General features: G+C 58.2%; 21 protein-coding genes and 1 tRNA gene. 10 read left to right on the plus strand and 12 right to left on the minus strand.

Annotation, left to right across the window (positions count from 1 at the left end):
• The first annotated feature begins 24 nt into the window (after positions 1 to 24).
• A complete protein-coding gene (locus ABDX87_RS15245; RefSeq protein WP_346828634.1) occupies positions 25 to 984 on the plus strand; it encodes a quinone oxidoreductase family protein in 960 nt (319 codons plus the stop codon).
• An 884-nt stretch (positions 985 to 1868) separates the two neighbouring features.
• Here the strand turns inward: ABDX87_RS15245 and ABDX87_RS15250 are convergent.
• The 3 genes from ABDX87_RS15250 to ABDX87_RS15260 all read right to left on the minus strand — a co-directional run bounded on the left by ABDX87_RS15250 (position 1869) and on the right by ABDX87_RS15260 (position 3704).
• Positions 1869 to 2618, minus strand: coding sequence for a substrate-binding periplasmic protein (locus ABDX87_RS15250; RefSeq protein ID WP_346828635.1), 750 nt, complete (start codon positions 2616 to 2618; stop codon positions 1869 to 1871).
• A 150-nt stretch (positions 2619 to 2768) separates the two neighbouring features.
• Positions 2769 to 3089, minus strand: a complete 321-nt coding sequence (locus ABDX87_RS15255; RefSeq protein WP_062379479.1) for a hypothetical protein — start codon at positions 3087 to 3089, stop codon at positions 2769 to 2771.
• A 282-nt stretch (positions 3090 to 3371) separates the two neighbouring features.
• Positions 3372 to 3704: a DUF1484 family protein gene (locus ABDX87_RS15260; RefSeq protein ID WP_346828636.1), complete on the minus strand. Its 333-nt coding sequence runs from the start codon at positions 3702 to 3704 to the stop codon at positions 3372 to 3374.
• Positions 3705 to 3862: 158 nt separating this feature from the next.
• Here ABDX87_RS15260 and ABDX87_RS15265 point away from each other — a divergent pair, with 158 nt between their 5' ends.
• The 5 genes from ABDX87_RS15265 (at position 3863) to ABDX87_RS15285 (ending at position 8916) form a co-directional block, all read left to right on the plus strand.
• Entirely contained in the window at positions 3863 to 4186 is a 324-nt protein-coding gene (locus ABDX87_RS15265) for a helix-turn-helix domain-containing protein (RefSeq protein WP_346828637.1), read from the plus strand.
• Between the two features lie 48 nt (positions 4187 to 4234).
• Positions 4235 to 5146 (plus strand): LysR family transcriptional regulator, encoded by a 912-nt coding sequence (locus ABDX87_RS15270; RefSeq protein ID WP_346828638.1) that lies wholly within the window; start codon positions 4235 to 4237, stop codon positions 5144 to 5146.
• Between the two features lie 108 nt (positions 5147 to 5254).
• The gene (locus ABDX87_RS15275) at positions 5255 to 6448 is read left to right on the plus strand and encodes a CaiB/BaiF CoA transferase family protein (protein WP_346828639.1); all 1194 of its coding nucleotides are present in this window, start codon (positions 5255 to 5257) and stop codon (positions 6446 to 6448) included.
• The gene (locus tag ABDX87_RS15280; RefSeq protein ID WP_346828640.1) at positions 6445 to 7383 is read left to right on the plus strand and encodes a hydroxymethylglutaryl-CoA lyase; all 939 of its coding nucleotides are present in this window, start codon (positions 6445 to 6447) and stop codon (positions 7381 to 7383) included. Before ABDX87_RS15275 ends, ABDX87_RS15280 begins: the two co-directional genes overlap by 4 nt.
• Positions 7384 to 7581: 198 nt before the next feature.
• Positions 7582 to 8916 carry an MFS transporter gene (locus tag ABDX87_RS15285; RefSeq protein ID WP_346828641.1) on the plus strand — a complete coding sequence of 445 codons (1335 nt, stop codon included), beginning with the start codon at positions 7582 to 7584 and terminating at the stop codon, positions 8914 to 8916.
• A gap of 95 nt (positions 8917 to 9011) precedes the next feature.
• Here the strand turns inward: ABDX87_RS15285 and ABDX87_RS15290 are convergent, their stop codons facing one another.
• The 4 genes from ABDX87_RS15290 to ABDX87_RS15305 form a co-directional block, all read right to left on the minus strand.
• Positions 9012 to 10592, minus strand: a complete 1581-nt coding sequence (locus ABDX87_RS15290) for a M48 family metallopeptidase (RefSeq protein WP_346828642.1) — start codon at positions 10590 to 10592, stop codon at positions 9012 to 9014.
• Positions 10593 to 10602: 10 nt separating this feature from the next.
• The gene (locus ABDX87_RS15295; RefSeq protein WP_346828643.1) at positions 10603 to 10869 is read right to left on the minus strand and encodes a hypothetical protein; all 267 of its coding nucleotides are present in this window, start codon (positions 10867 to 10869) and stop codon (positions 10603 to 10605) included.
• A complete protein-coding gene (locus ABDX87_RS15300; RefSeq protein WP_346828644.1) occupies positions 10838 to 12340 on the minus strand; it encodes a CHASE2 domain-containing protein in 1503 nt (500 codons plus the stop codon). The genes ABDX87_RS15295 and ABDX87_RS15300 overlap by 32 nt, the downstream gene beginning before the upstream one ends.
• 426 nt (positions 12341 to 12766) lie before the next feature.
• Positions 12767 to 13066, minus strand: a complete 300-nt coding sequence (locus tag ABDX87_RS15305) for a DUF6124 family protein (RefSeq protein WP_346828645.1) — start codon at positions 13064 to 13066, stop codon at positions 12767 to 12769.
• A gap of 823 nt (positions 13067 to 13889) precedes the next feature.
• On the opposite strand from ABDX87_RS15305, the gene ABDX87_RS15310 reads away from it, so the two are divergent.
• The 4 genes from ABDX87_RS15310 (at position 13890) to ABDX87_RS15325 (ending at position 16174) form a co-directional block, all read left to right on the plus strand.
• Positions 13890 to 14378 (plus strand): Hcp family type VI secretion system effector, encoded by a 489-nt coding sequence (locus ABDX87_RS15310; protein WP_346828646.1) that lies wholly within the window; start codon positions 13890 to 13892, stop codon positions 14376 to 14378.
• A gap of 9 nt (positions 14379 to 14387) precedes the next feature.
• Entirely contained in the window at positions 14388 to 15362 is a 975-nt protein-coding gene (locus ABDX87_RS15315; protein WP_346828647.1) for a hypothetical protein, read from the plus strand.
• Positions 15362 to 15748, plus strand: a complete 387-nt coding sequence (locus tag ABDX87_RS15320; protein ID WP_346828648.1) for a hypothetical protein — start codon at positions 15362 to 15364, stop codon at positions 15746 to 15748. The genes ABDX87_RS15315 and ABDX87_RS15320 overlap by 1 nt, the downstream gene beginning before the upstream one ends.
• A 69-nt stretch (positions 15749 to 15817) precedes the next feature.
• Complete coding sequence (locus ABDX87_RS15325; protein ID WP_346828649.1) at positions 15818 to 16174, plus strand: hypothetical protein; 357 nt, start codon at positions 15818 to 15820, stop codon at positions 16172 to 16174.
• A gap of 284 nt (positions 16175 to 16458) precedes the next feature.
• Here the strand turns inward: ABDX87_RS15325 and ABDX87_RS15330 are convergent.
• The 5 genes from ABDX87_RS15330 to ABDX87_RS15350 all read right to left on the minus strand — a co-directional run bounded on the left by ABDX87_RS15330 (position 16459) and on the right by ABDX87_RS15350 (position 20739).
• Positions 16459 to 16534: transfer RNA gene (locus ABDX87_RS15330), tRNA-Thr, on the minus strand.
• Between the two features lie 296 nt (positions 16535 to 16830).
• Complete coding sequence (locus tag ABDX87_RS15335; protein ID WP_346828650.1) at positions 16831 to 18036, minus strand: methyltransferase; 1206 nt, start codon at positions 18034 to 18036, stop codon at positions 16831 to 16833.
• Positions 18037 to 18524: 488 nt separating this feature from the next.
• Positions 18525 to 19214, minus strand: a complete 690-nt coding sequence (locus tag ABDX87_RS15340; RefSeq protein ID WP_346828651.1) for an ABC transporter permease — start codon at positions 19212 to 19214, stop codon at positions 18525 to 18527.
• Positions 19211 to 19906, minus strand: a complete 696-nt coding sequence (locus ABDX87_RS15345) for an ABC transporter permease (protein ID WP_346828652.1) — start codon at positions 19904 to 19906, stop codon at positions 19211 to 19213. Before ABDX87_RS15345 ends, ABDX87_RS15340 begins: the two co-directional genes overlap by 4 nt.
• Positions 19907 to 19974: 68 nt before the next feature.
• Positions 19975 to 20739 (minus strand): ABC transporter substrate-binding protein, encoded by a 765-nt coding sequence (locus ABDX87_RS15350; RefSeq protein WP_346828653.1) that lies wholly within the window; start codon positions 20737 to 20739, stop codon positions 19975 to 19977.
• Between the last annotated feature and the right edge of the window lie 5 nt (positions 20740 to 20744).

Consider the following 20744-nt stretch of genomic DNA (forward strand, 5'->3'; position numbering starts at 1 on the left):
CCTCTATCACCTGGATTTCACGCTATGAAAGCACTGCAATTTTCCCGAACCGGCGACCTGGCTGCGCTGGAAGTCGTCGAACTGCCAACGCCCGTGCCCGCAGAAGGTGAGGTGTTGGTGCAGATCAAAGCGGCCGGCTTGAACCCCAGCGATGTCAAAAACGTGCTCGGGCGTTTCCCGTACACCACGGTGCCCCGCGTTCCGGGTCGCGATTTCGCCGGCGTAGTGGTCGAAGGCCCAGAGGAGCTGGTCGGCCAGGAGGTCTGGGGCACCGGTAATCAAATCGGTTTTTCGCGTAACGGCTCTCACGCCGGATACATCACGCTTTCAGCCAAGGGTGTTGCACTCAAGCCCAAGTCCTTGAGCTTCGTGCAGGCCGCCAGCCTGGGCGTGCCTTACACCACTGCATGGGATGCGCTGGAACGCAGCCAGGTTGATGGCAATACGCGCTTGCTGGTGATCGGGGCTAACGGCGCCGTTGGCAGTGCGGCGATTGCGCTGGCCAAGGTGCGCGGCGCACAGGTGCTGGCGGCAGTGCGTCGTCCTGAGCAGGTCGAGGCACTGCAGGCCCAGGGTTTCCAGGCGATCTTGCTGGGCAAGGCTGAAGAACTGACGGCGCAGGTCAACGCCGTATTTGCAGGCGGCGCGGACGTCATTTTCGACACCACCGGCTTCTGGTTGCCCGCTTCGGTCCAGGCCCTCGCGCCGTTCGGACGCATCGCAATCATCGCCGCCCCGGTCGACGGCCACGTGCAATTACCAGCGCTGGCGCTGTACCGCAAAGGTGGCTCGGTGGTGGGCATCAACTCCCTGCTCTACGGCGTCGAAGCCTGCGCGCGGATGCTGGAACAGTTCGGCAAGTTGTTCGACGACGGCACACTGCCATTGCCGACCGGCCTGATCGAGTCACCCATCGAAAACGGCCCGGCGCGTTACGCAGAAGTGAACCAGGGCGGCGCAGACAAAGTGATTTTGTTGCCCTAACAGCGGTGTGTCAGTCACCGTTGATGTTCGGAACGACACGGACCCTGTAGGAGCAATCGGAGGTTACGACGGTCGCGAACACGGTGCGTCATTCAGCATCAATACTGCTGACCCACCACATTCGCGAGCAAGCTCGCTCCCACAGTATCAGCGTCGTCCCCAAGTCTTCGGAACGCCGCAGACTCTGTAGGAGCAGTCCGAGGTTACGAGGGCCGCGAATGCGGTGTGTCATTCACCGTTGATGCTGCTGACCCACCGCCTTCGCGAGCAAGCTCGCTCCCACAGTATCAGCGTCGTCCCCAATTCATCGGAACGCCGCAGACCCTGTAGGAGCAATCGGAGGTTACGAGGGGCTGGGCCGCATTTCGGACGAACGCGGTGTGTCATTCAGCATCAATGCTGCTGACCCACCGCCTTCGCGAGCAAGCTCGCTCCCACAGTGTCAGCGTCGTCCCCAATTCTTCGGAACGCCGCAGACTCTGTAGGAGCAGTCCGAGGTTACGAGGGCCGCGAATGCGGTGTGTCATTCACTGTTGATGCTGCTGACCCACCGCCTTCGCGAGCAAGCTCGCTCCCACAGTATCAGCGTTGTCCCCAGGTCTTCGGAACGCCGCAGACTCTGTAGGAGCAGTCCGAGGTTACGAGGGCCGCGAATGCGGTGTGTCATTCACCGTTGATGCTGCTGACCCACCGCATTCGCGAGCAAGCTCGCTCCCACAGTATCAGCGTCGTCCCCACGTCTTCGGAACGTCGCAGACCCTGTAGGAGACGTCCGAGGTTACGAGGGCAGCGAACACGGTGTGTCATTCAGCATCAATGCTGCTGACCCACCGCATTCGCAATCAAACTCCCTCCCACGTTTGTGGGCCAGCTGCAAGCCCGTGTCACCAAACCGGCAAACCCTTCAAATACCCAGCCTCGATCTTGTCTGCAGTGCCATTTGCCTGGAGCGTGTCGATCGCCGTCCTCAGACGATCCACCATGTGCGGATCGCACGCTTTGGAGCACGCCAGGTAGAGGTCGGCCGTCATCAGCACACGACTCATCACCAGCGGCCTGTCGCTGATCTGCTTCCAGATGTAGCGGGTCTCCGGCACGCCGTTGAACCAGGCGTCGACACGGCCTTTGAGCAGCATCTGCGCCGGGTTCTCGCCAATTTTCAACGGGTAGATCTGGGACGCCGGAAACCCTTCTTCCCGCAGGCGCGTTTCTTGCGCAGTACCAATGCCGACGGCGATCAACTTGAAGGCTTTTCTGGCCTCATCGAAGCTTTCTACGCGTCGATCAAGGCTGAAAAACGTGCGGTCCATCGTCAGCAGCGGGGCGATCCAGGTGAAGTTGTTCTCCCGGCTCTGCGTGCGGCTCAGCGGTGCGATCAACATGTCCTTGCCGCTGGCAACATCACGCTGCGCCCGGGGCCAGGGTGGCGAAGCGAAGTTGGGAGCGTACCCGGCCATCGCCATCGCCTTGAGCGCGATGTCGCCCACGATGCCGTGCTCGTCGCCCTGGTTGGCCATGGTCAGCGGCGGTGCTTCGGGGAAGTAGAAGTCGACGGTTGTTGCCGCAAACGTCATCGACGACCACGCGAAAGACGCGGCAATCGCGCAACGGGTCAAACGAGAAATCCATTTCATGGCAGCAATGCTCAAGGTCAATACAGGGCCTGTCAGGGCAGGCCTCTTGGCTGGCTCGTGAATCAGTGTGGCAGCCGTTCGCTATTTTGCTGGAGAAGGTACAGCATCCTGCCTGCTTCCCTGAAATCCTGAATCAACAAAACACCTTCATCAGGTCTTATTGTGCTCGTTGGTGTAGCGCCCGCTCAGTTCCCAGCCGCATTCGAGCAGCATATCGATCCAGTCCTCGTAGGAGTCGTCGACATCGAGGAGATTCATGAACTGATCCTCGATATGGCAGCGAAACGTCTGCTCTTCCACGTTCCACTCGACGTCACGGATGCGCCAGGCACGCTGATCGGGAAGCTGGATGTTCAAACCATGAAAAGGGACGAACGGTAACTCGACCTCAAACAGAAGCTTCGACCATTCGGAGGAAATTTCAGGGGTCTGATGGGTCCAGACGTATTTGATCAATCGGACATTGTGCACGGTGGGGCCTTCTATCGCGTTTCGGTTGCGGGTCTCTGTCGCCTGAATGAGTAGGCGAGGGCCCGACGGACATCGCTATACGTTACTCGAAGGCGGCGGGATCGGGGAGGGGGCAAGTCGGTGCAATGTGTCTGGCGCCGCCTGTTGCGGCGCTTGATTGGCGCAACAACCCCGTAGAAACGCGACAGCGGCAGAAAATGGAGGGGGGTTGGACAGGCACCGTCCAGCGGAATTAACGCCAGTTCGTGAATGAGTCCCCATCCACCGGGACAACCGTGCTATCTAGATAGTCATCCTCACTTCATCAATGGCTTGGTCGAGCTTCTCCTTGAGGGGTTCGATCAGACACCTCATCTGGTCAGCGTCGACGCTTTCGGTGTGCGCCGCGTCCAGCAGCTTCATCATCAATGTCAGCGCCTCATTGACGTTGGCAATGCGCTGAAACGGCGAGTTCAGTTCATTTAACCGCGCGATTATCGCAGCAACATCACGCATCCATAACCGGACGGTCGCAACCGGCACCGTGGCTTCGCCCTGCGCGCTCGCGCCGAGGGAGGCTTCAAGGTGGTAGAGCTGCGCTTCCAGGTTCAAGGCGGGGAGCACTTGGAGTTCCATCGATCATCGTCACTCTGTGAAGACACGGTCAATGACGCTGCGGTTATCGCAACGGCGCCGTTTCTGGAGCATAGCCCAGTTATTTCACGACACCTAAGTATGTCTTAGTATACGGACCCCCCGTTTCTAAGAGTCTCTTAGCCTTTTGCGGCTAATGAATGAGCATTTTTAGTAAGCGATTAAGGGATGCAAGAACGGCAGCTGGCCTGTCTCAGGAGCAACTCGGCATCGAATCGGGGATTGATCCGGCTTCCGCCAGCGCTCGGATGAACCAGTACGAAAACAACCGACACCGCCCCAACCCCGTCACGATCATGCAGATCGCTGCGGTACTGAAGGTTCCTCCCGCCTACTTCTATAGTGTCGACGATGAAGAGGCGCAGCTTCTTCTATTGTTCTACAGGCTCGATCCCCCCGGCAAAAAGCAGATTCTGGCCCTGGCCATAGAGTTGCGCAGCATTGAGAGTGCCTTGAAGCACTGATCACGCATCCGTGTATTCTTGGCCTCGCCCAGTGGCCGAGATCATTCCATGCTGCACAAAAACCTCATCCGCCGTCTTGATCTGATCACCCTCAAGCTGTTCGTCGCGGTGTATGAAGAAGGCACCCTGACCCGCGCGGCCGCCCGTGAGGCCATCGCGACGTCGGCGGCGAGCAAGCGGTTGATGGAGCTTGAGGAAGTGCTGGGCATCAGCCTGTTCGTGCGCAACGCCAAAGGCATGGTGCTGACGGCTGCGGGTGAAACGTTGCTGCACCACGCTCGGCGCATGCTGTTCGACCTTGAAAAAATGGGTCTCGAACTCGACGAACACCTGCAAGGCATGCGCGGTTATGTGCGCATGCTCGCCAACCTCTCGGCGATCATTCAATTCCTGCCTGAAGACCTTCACGAATTCACCACAAGCCACGAGCGAGTGAAGGTCGACCTCGAGGAACGCCCCAGCGCGGGCGTGGTGCAAGGCCTGATCGATGGTGTCGCCGACATCGGCATCTGCTCGGAAGACACGGACGTCCAGGGTCTGTACAGCGTGCCTTATCGTCGCGATGAGCTGGTCGTGGTGATGCGTCCCGATCATCCACTGGCCGACCTGGATCAAGTAGCGTTCGAGGACACGCTGGGCAGCGACCATATCGGCCTGCACGCAGCCAGTTCCATCAACATGCGCACCCACACCGCCGCCCGATCCCACGGCATACCGTTGCGCGTGCGCATTCATGTACCGGGCTTCGATGCGATGTGCCGCATGATCCAGGCGAACATGGGCATTGGCGTGCTGCCACACAAAGCCTTTGAATTGCTGGGGGCGCCGTTGGGGCTCACGGCCGTTTCGTTGAGCGATTCATGGGCGCAGCGCACGCTGATTCTGGTCGTGCGCGATAAAACGGCGTTGTCGCCGGTCAGCCTGTTGCTCTTCGACCACCTGCGCAGACACCTTCAATAACAGCGTTCGCGTTTCGCGAACGCTACTTGCCAACATACGGTTGGATTTGCCGAACGCCGGTCCTCTAGTCTTGGGTACAAATTCCAAGAAACACGTGAGGTATCCGCTATGACAGGCCCCCTGAACGGTGTGCGCGTGATTGAAATCGGCACACTGATCGCAGCGCCCTTCGCCGCACGCCTGATGGGCGAGTTCGGCGCCGAGGTGATCAAGATCGAATCGATGGGGCAGGGAGATCCTCTTCGTAAATGGCGAAAGCTGCACGAAGGCACGTCGTTGTGGTGGTACCTGCAATCGCGCAACAAGAAATCCCTTTCGCTGAACCTCAAATCCCCTGAAGGCATCGAGATCGTCAAACGCCTGGCCGAAAGCGCCGACGTGTTGATCGAAAACCTGCGCCCCGGCGCGCTGGAAAAACTCGGTCTGGGCTGGGACGTTCTGCACGCCCTGAACCCCAAGCTCACGCTGGTGCGCATCTCCGGTTACGGGCAGTCCGGTCCTTATCGCGATCGTCCCGGGTTCGGCGCCATCGGCGAGGCCATGGGCGGCATTCGTTATACCACCGGCACGCCGGGTTCTCCGCCTGCACGCGTCGGCGTCAGCCTCGGTGATTCGCTGGCTTCGATGCATGCCGTGATGGGCGCGCTGATGTCCTTGCTGCGCGTGAAAACCGGCCAGGGCGACGGGCAGATCGTTGATGTGTCGTTGGTCGAGAGCGTCTTCAACCTCATGGAAAGCTTGGTGCCCGAGTACGACATGCTCGGCCATGTGCGTGAGCGCAGCGGCGGCGCCTTGCCCGGCATCGCGCCGTCCAATACCTACCCGACCGCCGATGGCGCGTACGTGGTCATCGCCGGCAACAGCGACCCGATTTTCAAGCGCCTGATGCAGACCATCGGCCGACCTGATCTGGGCGAAGCCCCCGAATTCGCGCAGAACGACGGCCGTGCTGCGCAGAGCGAAATGCTCGACGCCGCGATTAGTGCGTGGTCGTCCAGTCTGCCTATCAATGAGGTGTTACAGGCGCTGGAACAGGCTGAAGTGCCCGCGGGCCGCATCTACAACGTCGCCGATATCGTGGCGGACCCGCATTACCAGGCCCGCGAGATGATTCTCGACGCCCAATTGCCGGGCGGCACCCACGTCAAGATGCCCGGCATCGTGCCCAAGCTCTCCGAAACACCCGGCTCGGTGAACTGGCAAGGCCCGGCGCTGGGTCAGCACACCGACAGCGTCCTCGGCGATCTGGGCATGACCGCCGCCGATATCGCGCAACTCAAAACCGATGGGGTGGTGCAATGATTACTGATTTCTCCGAGCGCCTGATCGTTCAGGAAGTCTCGCCGCGCGACGGTCTGCAGATCGAACCGACCTGGGTCGATACGCCTGACAAGATTGCGCTGATCGACCAGCTTTCTCTCGCCGGTTTCAGCCGTATCGAAGCCGGCTCTTTTGTCTCCCCCAAGGCCATCCCCGCGCTGCGCGATGGCGATGACGTGTTCCGTGGCATTCAGCGGCATCCGGGCGTGATCTACGTCGCCCTGATCCCCAACCTGCGCGGCGCGCAGCGGGCGATAGACGCCGGGGCCGATGAGCTGAATCTGGTGATGTCCGCCAGCCAGACCCACAACCTGGCGAACATGCGCATGCGCTGCGAACAGTCGCTTAATGCGTTCGCCGATGTGGTGGCCTTCGCCGCTGGCAGCGCGGTGTCTCTCAACGGCTCCATCGCCACCACGTTCGGTTGCCCGTTCGAAGGCAAGATCGATGAAGACCGCGTGCTGCAGATCGTCGATGCGTATCTGGAACTGGGCATGCAGGGCATTTCCCTAGCCGACACCACCGGCATGGCCAACCCGCGCCAAGTGCATCGACTGGTGCAGCGCGTGCTGACCCGCATTCCCGCATCGGCCTTGACCCTGCATTTCCACAACACCCGTGGCCTGGGCCTGAGCAACGTGCTGGCGGCCTACGAAGCAGGCGCGCGGCGTTTCGATGCCTCGCTGGGTGGCCTCGGCGGATGCCCTTTTGCACCGGGTGCGTCGGGCAACATCTGCACCGAGGACCTCGTGAACATGTGCGAAGAAATGGGCATCGACACCGGCATCGACCTGCCGCACTTGCTCACCATGTCTCGCCGCTTGCCCGCGCTGCTCGGTCATGACATGCCGGGGCAAGTCGCCAAGGCCGGACGCAACTGCGACCTGCATCCCGCGCCGGAAAACCTGCCGACCTGAATCCCGAAACACCGCAAACCCTGTAGGAGCGAGCTTGCTCGCGAAGCGTTCTGTCAGCGGCGGATTCAACGACTGACACCACGCCATCGCAACCAGGCGACGACCCACAACCCCGCACGAACACGCCGCTCCCGGATGTTCGTCCAGACAACAAAAACAATAGGGCTCCCCTTGGGAAGTCCCACTGGAGTGACCGCAATGACAATCTCTGTTCTGAACCCGAACAGCAGCCTCGCCGAGGTTGTGAGCGCTGAAAAAGCGCTGATCCGCAAAGTCGCGTGGCGCCTGATGCCGCTGATCATGGTCTGCTACCTGTTCGCGTTCTTTGACCGCATCAACATCAGCTTCGCCAAATTCCAGCTGCAAACCGACCTGAGCCTGAGCGACACCGCGTACGGTCTGGGCGCGAGTCTGTTCGTGATCGGTTACGTGCTGTTCGAAGTGCCGAGCAACATCATGCTGTACAAGGTCGGCGCCCGCCGCTGGATCGCCCGCATCATGATTTCCTGGGGCATCGCCACCGCCCTCATGGTCTTCGTCAACGCCGAATGGCAGTTCTACGTACTGCGCTTCATCATCGGCGCCATGGAAGCCGGTTTCGCACCGGGCGTGCTGTTTTACCTGACACTCTGGTTCCCGCAGACCTACCGCGGCCGCATCACCTCCACCCTGTTCCTGGCCTCGGCGTTTGCCGGTCTGCTCGGCGCGCCGATCTCAGGTCTGGTGCTCGGCGGCATGGACGGCGTCATGCAAATGCGCGGCTGGCACTGGCTGTTCTTGCTCGGCGGCTTGCCGTGCATCGCACTGGGCTTCGCCGTCCTGAAACTGCTCAAAGACCGCGTCGCCGATGCCCACTGGCTGACCGATGACGAGAAGACCTACCTGTCCAGCCGCATCGCCCAGCATGAGCCAAACAAACACGGCGGCTCGCTGCTCACCGCCCTGAAAATGCCCGGCTTCCTGATGCTCGGCCTGATCTACTTCCTGATTCAGGTCGCGTCCTACGGCCTCAACTTTTGGGCCCCGCAACTGATCCGCAGCGCAGGCGTCGAAAGCCCGGTCATCATCGGCCTGCTCACCGCCATCCCGTACATCTGCGGCGCCATCAGCATGGTCGTCGTCGGTCGCCTCTCCGACGCCAGCGGCGAACGCCGCAAATTCGTGTGCGGCCTCGTCGTCCTGGGCGCCATCGGCTTCTTCAGCGCCGGCATCTTCGCCCAACACACCAGCATGCTCATCCTCTCCCTGGCCATGCTCGGCGGCGGCATCGTCGCCTCCATCCCCGCCTTCTGGACCCTGCCACCCAAACTCCTCGCCGGTGCTGGCGCAGGCGCCGCAGGCGGCATCGCCCTGATCAACACCCTCGGCCAGTTCGGCGGCATCGTCAGCCCCGTGATGGTCGGGCACATCAAAGACATCACCGGCAGCACCACACCCGCGCTGTACGTGATCGGCGTGACGAGCGTGATTGCAGCGGGGTTGTTGATGTGGGGCTTGCCGCAGAAGTTGCGGACGTTGGATAAGAGCGAGTAACAAATCGAACTGCTTGGCAGGTCTCCGAGTCCACCGAAACGATGTCGGTGACATGGAGACCCGTGCAGGCACGTCTGGGCGCGTGGTTTAGTTGGCTAAGCGCGTGCGGTAGGCGCGAGCTTCTTGCAGCTGTCCTTGCGGCTTGCGTATTGCTGGCACTTGCTGAAGATCTCTTTCACCTCCGTGTCGTCCTTCAACTGCTGGTGAGCCACCAGCTTCTCGGTGATGAACAGCTCTTCGGAGCCGAGATTGGTTTCTGCCAGGTTGATCAGGGCCAGCGCGGCTTTAGGATCGTTGTTCTTCAAGTGATAAGCGATCTTCAAGTCGTAAACAGGCTGGCCGGCAAGGCTCCAGTCCCTGATGGCCTCAAGGTCATTCAACGCTTCCTTACGCTCCCCTCTGGCCAAGTGCACGCTGAATGCAGAACGGCGAATACCCGGCTGGTCTTTCACGGGTGAGGACAGCGCGCGCTTGATGAAGATTTCAGCCTCAGCAGGCTGGTTCTGGGCCAGCGCCGCAGAGGCGGAATGGGCGTCTTTGTATCCTTGAAGTGCTGCGACCACCGGAGCGGCTGTGCGCATTTTTTGCCAACTGCTCGCGTTAACCCGCGCGCGCCGGTTCTGGCGATACTCGCGTTGAACGTACTGTCGAAGTTCTTCGTCACGGTCCAGCGCAGACATGTGCGAGCGATTGAAGTATTCAACGGTGGCCTTGAGGCTTGTCTCAACACCTTGCTTGAGGAATATGTCCACCTCTTTGGTCATGCCGTTGATGTCCATTTGCTTAGCCGACTGTTGGATCGCGTCCTTGCGCTCGTTGAGAAAGCTGGTCAGCAGTGGTTTCTGTTTGCCCTGAAAATCGTCCAGGCGCTGCAAGCTGTTGCTGGCCGCACGCGGCGCATAGCCTGCGCGGATCATGAGGTCGGTGCCTAGAAGGTCGGCCTGATCCTCCTGAGTTCGGCCCCACGCGGTGCTCCACACGTTGTCTGAAAATGCATTGAACATCGCCGTATAAAGCACGGTTTTGCCGATGGTTTGCTGCGTACCCAATGGGTCCTTGCTGATGAACTTCGTTTTTCCGGAGCTACGGTCGACGCCTGTGTCGGCCACGGTTTTACCGAAAATGACCATCGACGCAAGCGAGGTCATCATCTTTTTCTGTTGCTGGAACGCGGCCGTGCGGTCGTGGTGATGCAACAGCACATGGCTCATCTCATGGCCCAGCATGGCGGCAATTTCATCTTCGCTTTCCACGTTCTCCAGCATGCCCAGCGGCACCAGCACGTTGCCGTAAGGGTCAGCCGACGGCCCGAAGCTGTAGCTGTCGGTAATCTGCACCTTTAGCGTCGGCAGCTCTCCGGGCCAGCCTTTGGACAGCTTCACCACGATGCTTTGCAGGTAGGTTTGCAACATCGGGATATCCGCAATGTTTTCCTGCCGCGCTTCGTCGGCGGGGAGGGTGTGACCGTCGTAGCTCAGGCGCTGCAAACTCTGACGCTGCGGGTCGAGTTTGTAGTAGGAGCGCACGTCCGCATTCGCGATGTACTGGCCGGTAAATCGGGACTGGGTGGACGGCCCCACCAAGTTCATCAGCGCATCATCGGCGCCTTTGAACGTGGTGCAGCCCGTCAGCGTGGTGCCGGCCAGTACGGCCAGGGCCAGGAGAGATCCTTTCACGTGTTGCTCCTTATTTGTTGCAGCCTTCGCCGAAGCCCATCGTCGAATGGTTCTTTTCCGCGCCTTTCTCGCTGCCGTTGAGCTTTTCGCAGGGCATCGTCACGATCTTCAAGGGTGGCTTGATGCGCAGATCGACCGGGTCCAGCCAGACCTTCTGGCCGTTGAGATCCACTTGCACCAGCTCAGCACCTTCGTTGTATTGCAGCACCGGCAGGGGCCGGGTCGGGGCGTCTTTACGCGGTATTTCACGCAGAACCTTGCCCTGCTCGTCGAGCACAGAAACAGGATCCGCCAGAAAGGCTTCTACCGTATTGGCAGCCGCAACACAGACCTGGCTGGACAACAAACCGATAACAAACACAGTCCGCTTGAACATTTAAATTCCTTTTTTTAGGGTTGAAAGGCGCGAAGATTTTTGGCAACGAGCTGAAGGCATCGGCGACCAGAACGAGGGAGATCAGCAGCACACCGAGGACGTTGACCGGCGTGATATGAGTGGCATTGAGGACTTGGCTGAGCAGCCATAAAAATCCCAGGACAACGATCCAGGAAGCCAATGGCGACAACAGGCCGACACGGACGCGCGTCAGCCGGTCGCACGCCTCGAAATCCTCGGACGCACGCTGGTGCAGGCACCTGATGAGGGCAATAACCCCGACCAGAAAGATGCTCAGGACGTCCAGCCAATTGAAGTTGGTGCCCCTCACACTTTCAGGATCGCGGTCGTACTTCATGCCTTGGGTGATCAGGTTATCCAGCGCCATCGCATGCAGAAACACGCCCGGCACCAGCCCGTTGACCGGGGATTCGGTAAGGTCGCTGGCAGAGGTGATATTGGCACCCACCAACACGAGGCGATTGGCGATCAGCCTGCCGATCAACTCGCGGTCTTGCTCGTCCGTCACTTCAAGGTCAGTGGCCGTGAGGGTGAGCGCGTAGCGGCACACGGGCTTGTCGTCGCTGTCGTCCAGCTTCCAGAACACGGCATGCATCAGTTGCTTCCAGAACTCCTCGGCAAGGCCGCCGATGGCACGGCAGTCATCGGCTCTGGCCACACTGGACTGCTCGGGCGGCATGTTCAGCCCCCATTGCACCGCCATCGGCGGCGCAGTCACGGCACTTGCGGTGTCAGCCGGAATGTCGGCACACAACCGATCGCGGCAATACTCACGATAAAGGGCCAGCGCAGGCGTTTCGAGATTTCCCATCGACGTGCTGACAGCCAACGGATAACGCTCATCAAAACCGCTCCATTGCACCAACGCAGGGCTGCTGGCACTGCTCAGCGACTCCAGGGCATTAACGTGCCCCGCTTCCTTTTGAGCGACACCGCTATTGGCGAGGAAGAACGGGATACCTCTTCTCTGATAACGCTCGAAAACATTCGCCAGCAACTGACTGTCTTTCCCGGCCTGACCGTCCGCATGATCGTGGCTATACAACAGGTCAGCGAACACCGCCTTCGGCTTGAAACTCAGCAGATTCTTGAACAGCTTGCTCTGCTCGTCATACGGCATCGGCCAGAAAGTCCCGTTGCGCTGCAAATAGGCGTCATCGATCAGCACCACCGCAATCTGCTGCTGACCGAGATGCCCATAGCCACTGGCGAACATACGGTTCAGCCATCGCTCAGACGCCGCGTCGCTTGAACTGGATAACCCGAACGGGTCGAGCAGGGTGATCGCAACAAAGAAGACTCCCATCACGACCTGACGAAAGGACGGAACAGGCAAAAGATTGAGCGACATCCGTGTCTCACTTGAGTTCACATTTATCGACTTTTTAAGTGTTTCGTCTGAGGGGTGTCAAGGTTTTGATGCTGGCAATTTGACATTCTGCCATTTCGATAGCCTGTTTTTAAACGCTGGACGCAAGCGAGGGCCCTTAGTTTCGTGGCTTTTAGCCACTCTCCGATCGGGCTACGGGGATGATGAATCGAAAAATCCGAATTGAGAAAAGCCAGGCGGTTTGGTGGTGTCAGTGTGTGATGACTTCGATGCCGGTCGCGGAGATTGGCAAGTGCCCTAAGGGCGAGGCTGCATAATTAGTCGAAGTGAACAACGGCACGCATGGTTTCTGCGAACGCTCAAGGGTTCTGCCGCAAAAGTCTGAAAGATTGATGGAGGTGATCGATGCCTCAAAGCCGCCTGATGAACGACGGCTCAACTTTCCAGCTAAGGCGTAACGTCCGCGCCAGTCGACAAACCAGCAATCGACGCCTCCACCAAGGCTCTCGCCGCCTCGACCTGATGCAGCACCGCCCTGGCCAATGGCCGGAACTCTGCTGAGGTGTTATCAGCGGATTCATAAGCTGTCGCTGCGGCGCAGGACAGGTATTCAGACGCGAGGGCGAGCGCATCATCGACCCGGACTTCGGGCTGGACGCGGAAGAGGCTGAGATTGCCGAGATTGACGCTGAAGGGCGTGGCTTTGGTGACGGGGATTTCGGGTGGGTGTGGGGTGGATCTGATCATGGATTTCTTCCTGAAATTGAGCCGACACCCTCTGCTGTCAATCAGGATGGGTGGCAGCTGTACGCGGGTTGACAGACCAGTCCAGGAACCTGGCGCACACGAATGTGCCCCACATACAGCCGCCATAGCGCACCAGCCGATGCATGATCTGCTGGTGTTTTCAGGCGTTGCGTTTCCAAGAATTCGGTCTGTCAAAACCGGTCGCCGAATAGCGACGCGGAAGAGGGTATGCCGTGATCCAAGCAGTCGCAACGCGCCGGGGAGGATAGCGACTAAATTCAGAAGCGTCCTACAGGATCTGGTTTGTTTTGTGGGGGAATGTGTCTATTTGGGGATGTAGGTGCTGAATAAGTGAACGAGGCCCGGCGTGACCGGTTGTACGAAAAGATCTGCTAGCGTTTCGGAAATACCTTACCCGGCCCTCGGAGGTTTCAAACATTCAGTAACCGGCGCACCGCTACAGGCTTCTCACCTTAAGCGGCACATGTCCCAATCAAAAATGGTCCTGATCGGATTGGCTGACGTAAAGTGACGGACGGAGGTCGTAGCGATCGCTTGTCCTGAGGACCGATGAAGGTCTTGCCGATCTCTGTTTGGGAGTGAGGTTGCACAGATCGTCGCGATTAGGACGACAGAAAAAGCCCCGGCGTTCGGTGAGCCTTTCTAGTCACACATTTGTGCGGTTGTCGGATCAGTGTGGCGTTGAAGAAGCAAGTGTGACCGCCAGCAATGGCTTCGACCTTTACCATCACGGAACCATCGGGAAAGCTGGCGGTCCTTTTTAGCAGGAAATTTACTAAGTCTGATACCAAGGAGAGGTTGCATGGCATTTGATGCGTTCGTGAAAATTGAAGGTATTCCCGGCGAGGCGCTGGATGAAAAATACCGCGATTGGATAGAAATCACAGGTTACAGCTTTGGTACTCATCAAAGCACTTCGGCAACTGCAAGTTCTGCGGGCGGCGCCTCGTCTGGCAGAACTACCATGACTAACTTCACCTTTACGAAAACTTTGGATAAGTCCAGTTGTAAACTAATGGAAGCGAGCTGTGCTGGCGAGCATCTCAAGGAAGTAAGGCTTGTCCTTTGTCGTGCTGGTTCTGAAAAAATAAAATATTTCGAAGTTGTTCTAGAGGAAGTCATCATTGCAGACTATATGCAAAACGCCAGTTCAGGTGTTCCTCTAGAAATCGTTCAGTTAGACTATGGGCGTATCAAAACAATTTACACCCAGCAAAAGCGTAGTGATGGCGCTGCCGGTGGCAACATTGCTGGTGGATGGGATCGTATCGGCAACAAAAAATACTCCTGAGAGGCTAGCATGGGAGAGCCTTTATCATTTATAAATTCCAAAACGCAGTCATTTGAGTCGTTGAAGAGAAGCCTCAATTTAACGGGGGCTTTGAAAAGCAAGTTTGTTGCGCTTAATGGTCACATCGCCAATACAGTGGTCATGGGCGGTGAATTGGTAATTGTTGGTGATGCATCTACTTCGTCTAGTACCAGTGAAGAGGCGTACCTAATGAATCAAGCAAATCAAATACATATGGGTTTGCTTTCGAACAATGTGGACGCTGACGACTTTTTCTTAGAAAATTTTGAGTTCATCCAAGGCCTTCTCGCGCACGGGTCTCAAGGAGCAGGTGCTGTCAGCGATGCATGGAGTAAACACTTGGAGCGAATTAAGACATCGCTTCTTGATATTGAAAAGCTACACCAGAAGTATTTGAGATCTGGTTCAATAATAGATCGTGATAGGTTTTATCTGGAACGAGCGCTTCTGTTTGGTAAACTCGAGGGGCATTTAGATAGTCTGTCTTCTTACGGTTCAGGTTTGCGGACAGAGGGATCTGTCAAAAGGATGCTGAATATCTCTACAAAAAGCTATTTAAAAACGGGAGAGATCGCAGGGTACGCTGAAAAAGTGGATGGTGTAGCTAAGGCAGCCAAATTCATTAAAAAGGGAACTTATATCGGTACGGCCTTAGACGTCGCGTCAACTGCATTAAAAATTAAGAAGGCGTGCGCGGAGGGTCGAGAGGAGCAGTGTACGAGAGCTAAATATGTAGAAACCTCTTCTTTCGCTTTTGGGTTGGGTGGGGGAGTTGCAGGGGGAGCTCTGGGAGGCGCTGTCGGAACTTTCGGCTGTGTGGTTGTACTGGGGATGGTGAGCTCTGGTACTGGTGCACTGGCCTGCAGCGTATTGGGAGGAGCAGTAGGAGGCTGGGGCGGAGGAGAGCTTGGTGGTGAAGTTGGAGAAAATTTCGGCGATTATATTTATAGGAAAACATTGTGATGAGCCCTGATACTTTAAGCGTTATCAGTGGGGTCATCGGCATACCCATGATACTCATAGCAATATGGTTAATCTACGTTGCTCACGCTTACACAGAGAAGTCTGAGTTTATGATGCCCAAGAGTAGTTTTGTGAAAGCTAATATCGATACTTACTCTCAGGCAGGTTTGATTGGAAAAGTTATCCGTAACGGTTTTTTAACGATGGTCCTCATGATGCCTAATATTAGTCACAGGAGAGGTATCGTAAATCTCGATGAGGTCCGAGATTTCCCGGTGGGGCTAAAGCGAATCCTGTTCATGACGTGGGGGATGTGTGCTTTGTGTTTTGTGGCTCTAGTATTTGTTGGTGGTTATATAAAGTATTTAAAGTCGACGGGGTCTTGATTTGGTCCCCCGAGCACCTGCTGGAGAGAGACGAGGAATTCAGGTACCAGCGATTGCCGGAACAGGTTGATGCACCAAATGTTTCTTCTTATCGGTCTTGGTGAGCGGGGAGGTTCTGGGGTACCAAAAATCTACAGCGGGTGGCGCAGCCAGCATTGGCGACCTCAAGCCCTTTATGAAAAAGCCGAGCACGAGCAAACCCTTCTTGAGCTTCGTATGTTGGACTTGCTTCCTGAAGGGGTTGTAGAGCAGTTGCGCGAGCGATTTGGGGTTCGTTTCGAGGGCTTGGAGCATACCGCTAGGTTGATCTTGGCCACCGCCGCGATCAAGCGAGTGGCTTCCAGATGCCCTTCGTCAGCAATGCCCAAATGGAATGGTGAAAAGCAGGCAGATTCAGTTGGCATTTCCATCCAAGCCGACTCATGAAAAGCAGGCGTACAAAGCGCACATCGGTGGACAGGATGAGGAGTAGATAGCGGCTCGATCCTTCAAACAGCTTTCGCATTGGTGCATTGCCCTCGACCGCCTCTTGCGCCTTGGCCTGGGCCAATGCCTACCGCTGGCTCTAGCTTGCCGCCCAGCTCACGCGCCTTCCTCCCGAATCCATTGGTCCATCTTGAGGAAAGGTCAGAAGGTGTAAATCTAATTCAGGACGGGACAACGCAAACAAAAAAGGCCCACCTTTCGGTGAGCCTTTTTCGCTAGATCTATGGTGCCGGCACCAGGAGTCGAACCCGGGACCTACTGATTACAAGTCAGTTGCTCTACCAACTGAGCTATACCGGCGTTGTGGGCGCTGATTATAGGGATTTGGTTTGTCGAGTAAAGCCTTAATTTCACTTTTTTTGCGGTGCTTATGCCGGAACCCTAGGACCGTTATTCACAATGGGTCCATCGAATGGGCGACAGATAGCGGTTTTGTGGAATGGTTCTCATTGGTTCGCAAGCTACTGATTTGTCGTAAATTTTACACCTGTATAAAAAATGAACAATTTGTTAAACCGTTTGCGAGGCGCGTTTTCTGGGGGTTCAGCAGAATTCTGTCAACAGAGTTATCCACAGGGCAGTACGCTCGAAGTGGTTCACTTTCGTTCGGCGAGGATGAGCAGGTTGCGGGGTGTGATGTGGCTGTCGCAGAAGGTGCCGATGCGGACGTGGTAGTCGCGCTGTTGCAGGTAGAGGGCGCGGTCGAGGATGAGCCAGAGTTCGAGGGGGCGGCGGAAGAGGTTTCGCAGCAGTTCGAGGTTGCGGACTTCGGCTAATCGTTGCCATCCGCGGGCTTCGAGTTCGGACCAGTTCTGTGTGCCGGGGTCGGGCAGTTGTTTGAGTTCGGCGAGGTCGCGGCAGTAGTCGGCGAACGGTTTGTCGAGCCAGGCGCTGGGGAGCGATGGGGTGGGCAGGTAGTCGTCGATGCCGCGCAGTTGGCGTTGCAGCAGGTCGAAGGCGAGGCGGCGGGCCATGGAGGTGTCGCGTTGGCGACGGACGCGGGCGCCTGCGGTGACGGTTTCGCTCAGTGGGAGGCCGAGGTCGTCGAGGGACAGCTGAAGCGATGATGCCAAGCCTTCTGTCGATAGCGGCTGGTAGTGGTCGCTGGCGATGCGGTTGTAGCAGCACGGGGCGATGGCCATGGTTTGGCAACGGGCGTCGCTGGCCAATCGCATGAGGCGCACGTGGAGGTCGCCGCAAGCGTGCAGGGCGACCGGGGTGTGGGTGGCGTTTAATTGGGCCGCGGTATCGTCGGCCATGACGTCCTGCTGCAGGTGCTGGGCGGTGATGCCGAGTTTGTGGCTGAGTTGTTCGCCTGCTTCCACCAGTTTTGCGTCGTATTCAAGGCAGGTGAGGGCTTGGCCGTGGTGGGCGAGGCGGCGGCCGAGGTGGCCTTTGCCGGCGCACCAGTCGAGCCAGTGTGTGGGTGTGTCTTTGAAGCTGAGGCTGCTGGCGAAGGCTTCGATCTGTTGCCATTTGCGGCCGGGGACGTCGACGCTCATGCGTGATGACACGCTCTCCAGGTCGATGCGGGGCAGGGCGTCGATGTCGCTCAGGGTTTTGGATTGCTGGGCGATGGCTGCGAAGGGCTGGGGGGCGTCGAGTTGTTCGGGGTGGTTGTGGGCGGCTTCTGCTTGTTCGAGCGAGCGTTGGCGTAGCCAGGTGGATAGTTCTGGGTGTTGCGCTTCCCATGGCAGATGACGATGGGTGAAGGGTTTTGGGCGCCACAGGCCTTGGTGCTCGAGCAGGAAGGCGTCGAGGGCGTGGAAGCGGGTTTGTAGGTCGGCGGGGTGGAGTGGCATTGGCTGGGCGGCGTTTTTTGGATGTTGGGGAGAAAGCTTACGGGCTTTGGTGGCTGGACGTCAGTCTTCGTCCGGATGCGGCCCAGAGCAAGCTCGTTCCTACAGGGAGTTGGCTAGTTTCAGTTCTGCGGTGAGGGATTTCAGGCGCCGGCAAGCTATGCGGAGGGTCGAGATTTATTGGTTGTCTGGACTGCAGTCTTCGCGAGCGAGCTCGCTCCCACAGGGGCTGCGGTCGTGTCCAGTTTGCGGTGAGGGAGTTCTGGTGTCGGAAAGCTGTGCGCAGAGCCTACATTTATTGGTCGTCTGGACGTCAGTCTTCGCGAGCAAGCTCGCTCCCACAGGGGGCTGTGGTTGTGTTTAGTTTCGGCGGGTAGGGGGTTAGGTACCGGCAAGTTATGTGTCCAGCCGAGATTTATTGATCGTCTGGACGTCACTCTTCGCGAGCAAGCTCGTTCCCACACGTGGGTTGGCGTCAGGTCGGGCGGCAGTTAACGACCTTGGCTCGCATCCACCCGCAGGTATCGCTCCAGCAGTTTGAAGCCTTGCACCAGCACGAAGGACATCACGAGGTAGATCAGGCCCGCCAGGAAGAAGCTTTGTTCGGGCATGTAGGTGCGGGCGTTGATGGTGCGGGCCATGCCGGTGATGTCGAGCAATGTAACGGTGCTCGCCAGGGCGCTGGCCTTGAGCATCAGGATGACTTCGTTGCTGTAAGCGGGCAGGCCGATGCGGGCGGCGCGGGGCAGGATGATGTAGAGCAGCGCTTTGCCTTTGGACATGCCGAGCGCGCGGGCTGCTTCGATTTCGCCCGGTGGCACGGCCTGGATGGCGCCGCGCAGGATTTCGGCGATGTAGGCCGTGGTGTGCAGCGTCATGATCAGGGCGGTGCAGAAGAACGGCTCGCGCAGGTAAGGCCACAGCGGGCCTTGGGTGATGACGTCGAACTGCGCCAGGCCGTAATAGACCAAGAAGAGTTGCACTAGCAACGGCGTGCCGCGAAAGAAGAAGATGTAGGCGAAGGGCAGGACGCGTACGTAGACATTACGTGAGGCGCGCGCGATGCCCATCGGGATCGCCAGGATCAGGCCGGCAACGACGGCGATGGCGACCAGCTCCAGCGTCAGGGTGGCGCCTTGCAGCAGTTTGGGCATCCATTTGAGGGCGAATTCCCAGCTCATGATGCGCTCCTCACGAATCCGATCGAGGCCCGTTTCTCCAGCCACGCCAGCCCGATCATCGACACGGCCGTCATGCCCAGGTACAGGAAGGCCGCGACCATATAGAAGGTGAACGGTTGTTTGGTGGTGGTAATGGCGATCTGTGCGTGACGCATGACTTCTTCAAGGCCGATGACCGACACGAGGGCGGTGTCTTTCATCAGGATCATGAACAGGTTGCCGAGCCCCGGCAGCGCGATCCGCCACATCTGCGGCATGACCAGCTTGATGAAGATCCGCGAGCGCGACATGCCCAGCGCCAATCCCGCTTCGCGATGGCCTTTCGGGATCGACAGGATGGCGCCGCGAAGCACTTCGGTGGCGTACGCGCCGAAGCACAGGCCCAGCGCGATGACGCCCGCTGCGAACGCACTGAGCGACAGATTGGGAATGCCGAACAGATGGCCGATGGCGCGCATGCTGCTGATGGTGCCGAAATAGATCAGCAGCACCCACAGCAATTCGGGGATGCCACGCACCAAGGTCGAGTAAGTCACGCCAATCCACTGCAGGGCGCGGTTCGGCGAAGTCTTGGCGAGTGCGCCGAGCAGTCCGAGGACGAGGCCCAGGCAAAGGGCGGACAGCGCGAGTTGGATCGTCATCAGCACGCCAGCCGCGAGGGCCGGGCCGAATCCTTGTAGATCGAGGTTCATGGCTTTGCTTGGTCAGAGGACGGGCAGCGCCGCGCTACAGATAAGCGCGGCGGTGTCGGTCAGGCAGATCAGAGGATGCTGAACGGGAAGTACTTGTCGTTGATCTTCTTGTAGGTGCCGTCGGCGATGATTTCCTTCAGCGCTTCGTTCAGCTTCTCGCGCAGGGGATCGTCTTTGCGCACGGCGATGCCGATCTTGTCGTCACCCGGCAATGGCTCGCCTTTGAACTCGAAGCTCTGGCCTTCCTTGCTCTTCAGCCACTCGTAGCTGGCGTATTTGTCGCCCAGCAGCGCGTCTACACGGCCCGAAGCGAGATCGAGGAAAGCGTTTTCCTGCGAGTCATATAGCTTGACGGTCACAGCGTCGCCCCAGTTGTCTTCCAGCCAGGTGCCGGACAAGGTCGCGCGCTGTGCGCCGATGGTCTTGCCGTTCAACGCTTGCTTGATGGACTCGTTGTCCGCACCCAGGTTGGTCGCTTTTGGTGCGATGAACTGCAGCTTGTTCGAGTAGTACGGGTTGGTGAAGTCAACCGCCTGCTTGCGCTCTTCGGTGATCGACATTGAGGAGATCAGGAAGTCGAACTTCTGCGCGTTCAGGGCCGGGATGATGCCGTCCCAGTCGGAGGTCACGACTTCACAAGTGACTTTCATCTTCGCGCACAGGGCGTTGCCTATTTCGACGTCGAAGCCCACGACCTGGCCGCTGGCGTCCTTGTTATTGAACGGCGGGTAGGCGCCTTCGATGCCCATTTTCAGGGTGTCGGCAGCAAAAGCGCTGGTGACGACGGCCAGGGTAGCGGCAGCGGCCAACAGGAATGTTTTCAGGGTCTGCATCGATG

The organism is Pseudomonas abietaniphila, from assembly GCF_039697315.1.
Taxonomy (GTDB): Bacteria; Pseudomonadota; Gammaproteobacteria; order Pseudomonadales; family Pseudomonadaceae; genus Aquipseudomonas; species Aquipseudomonas abietaniphila_B.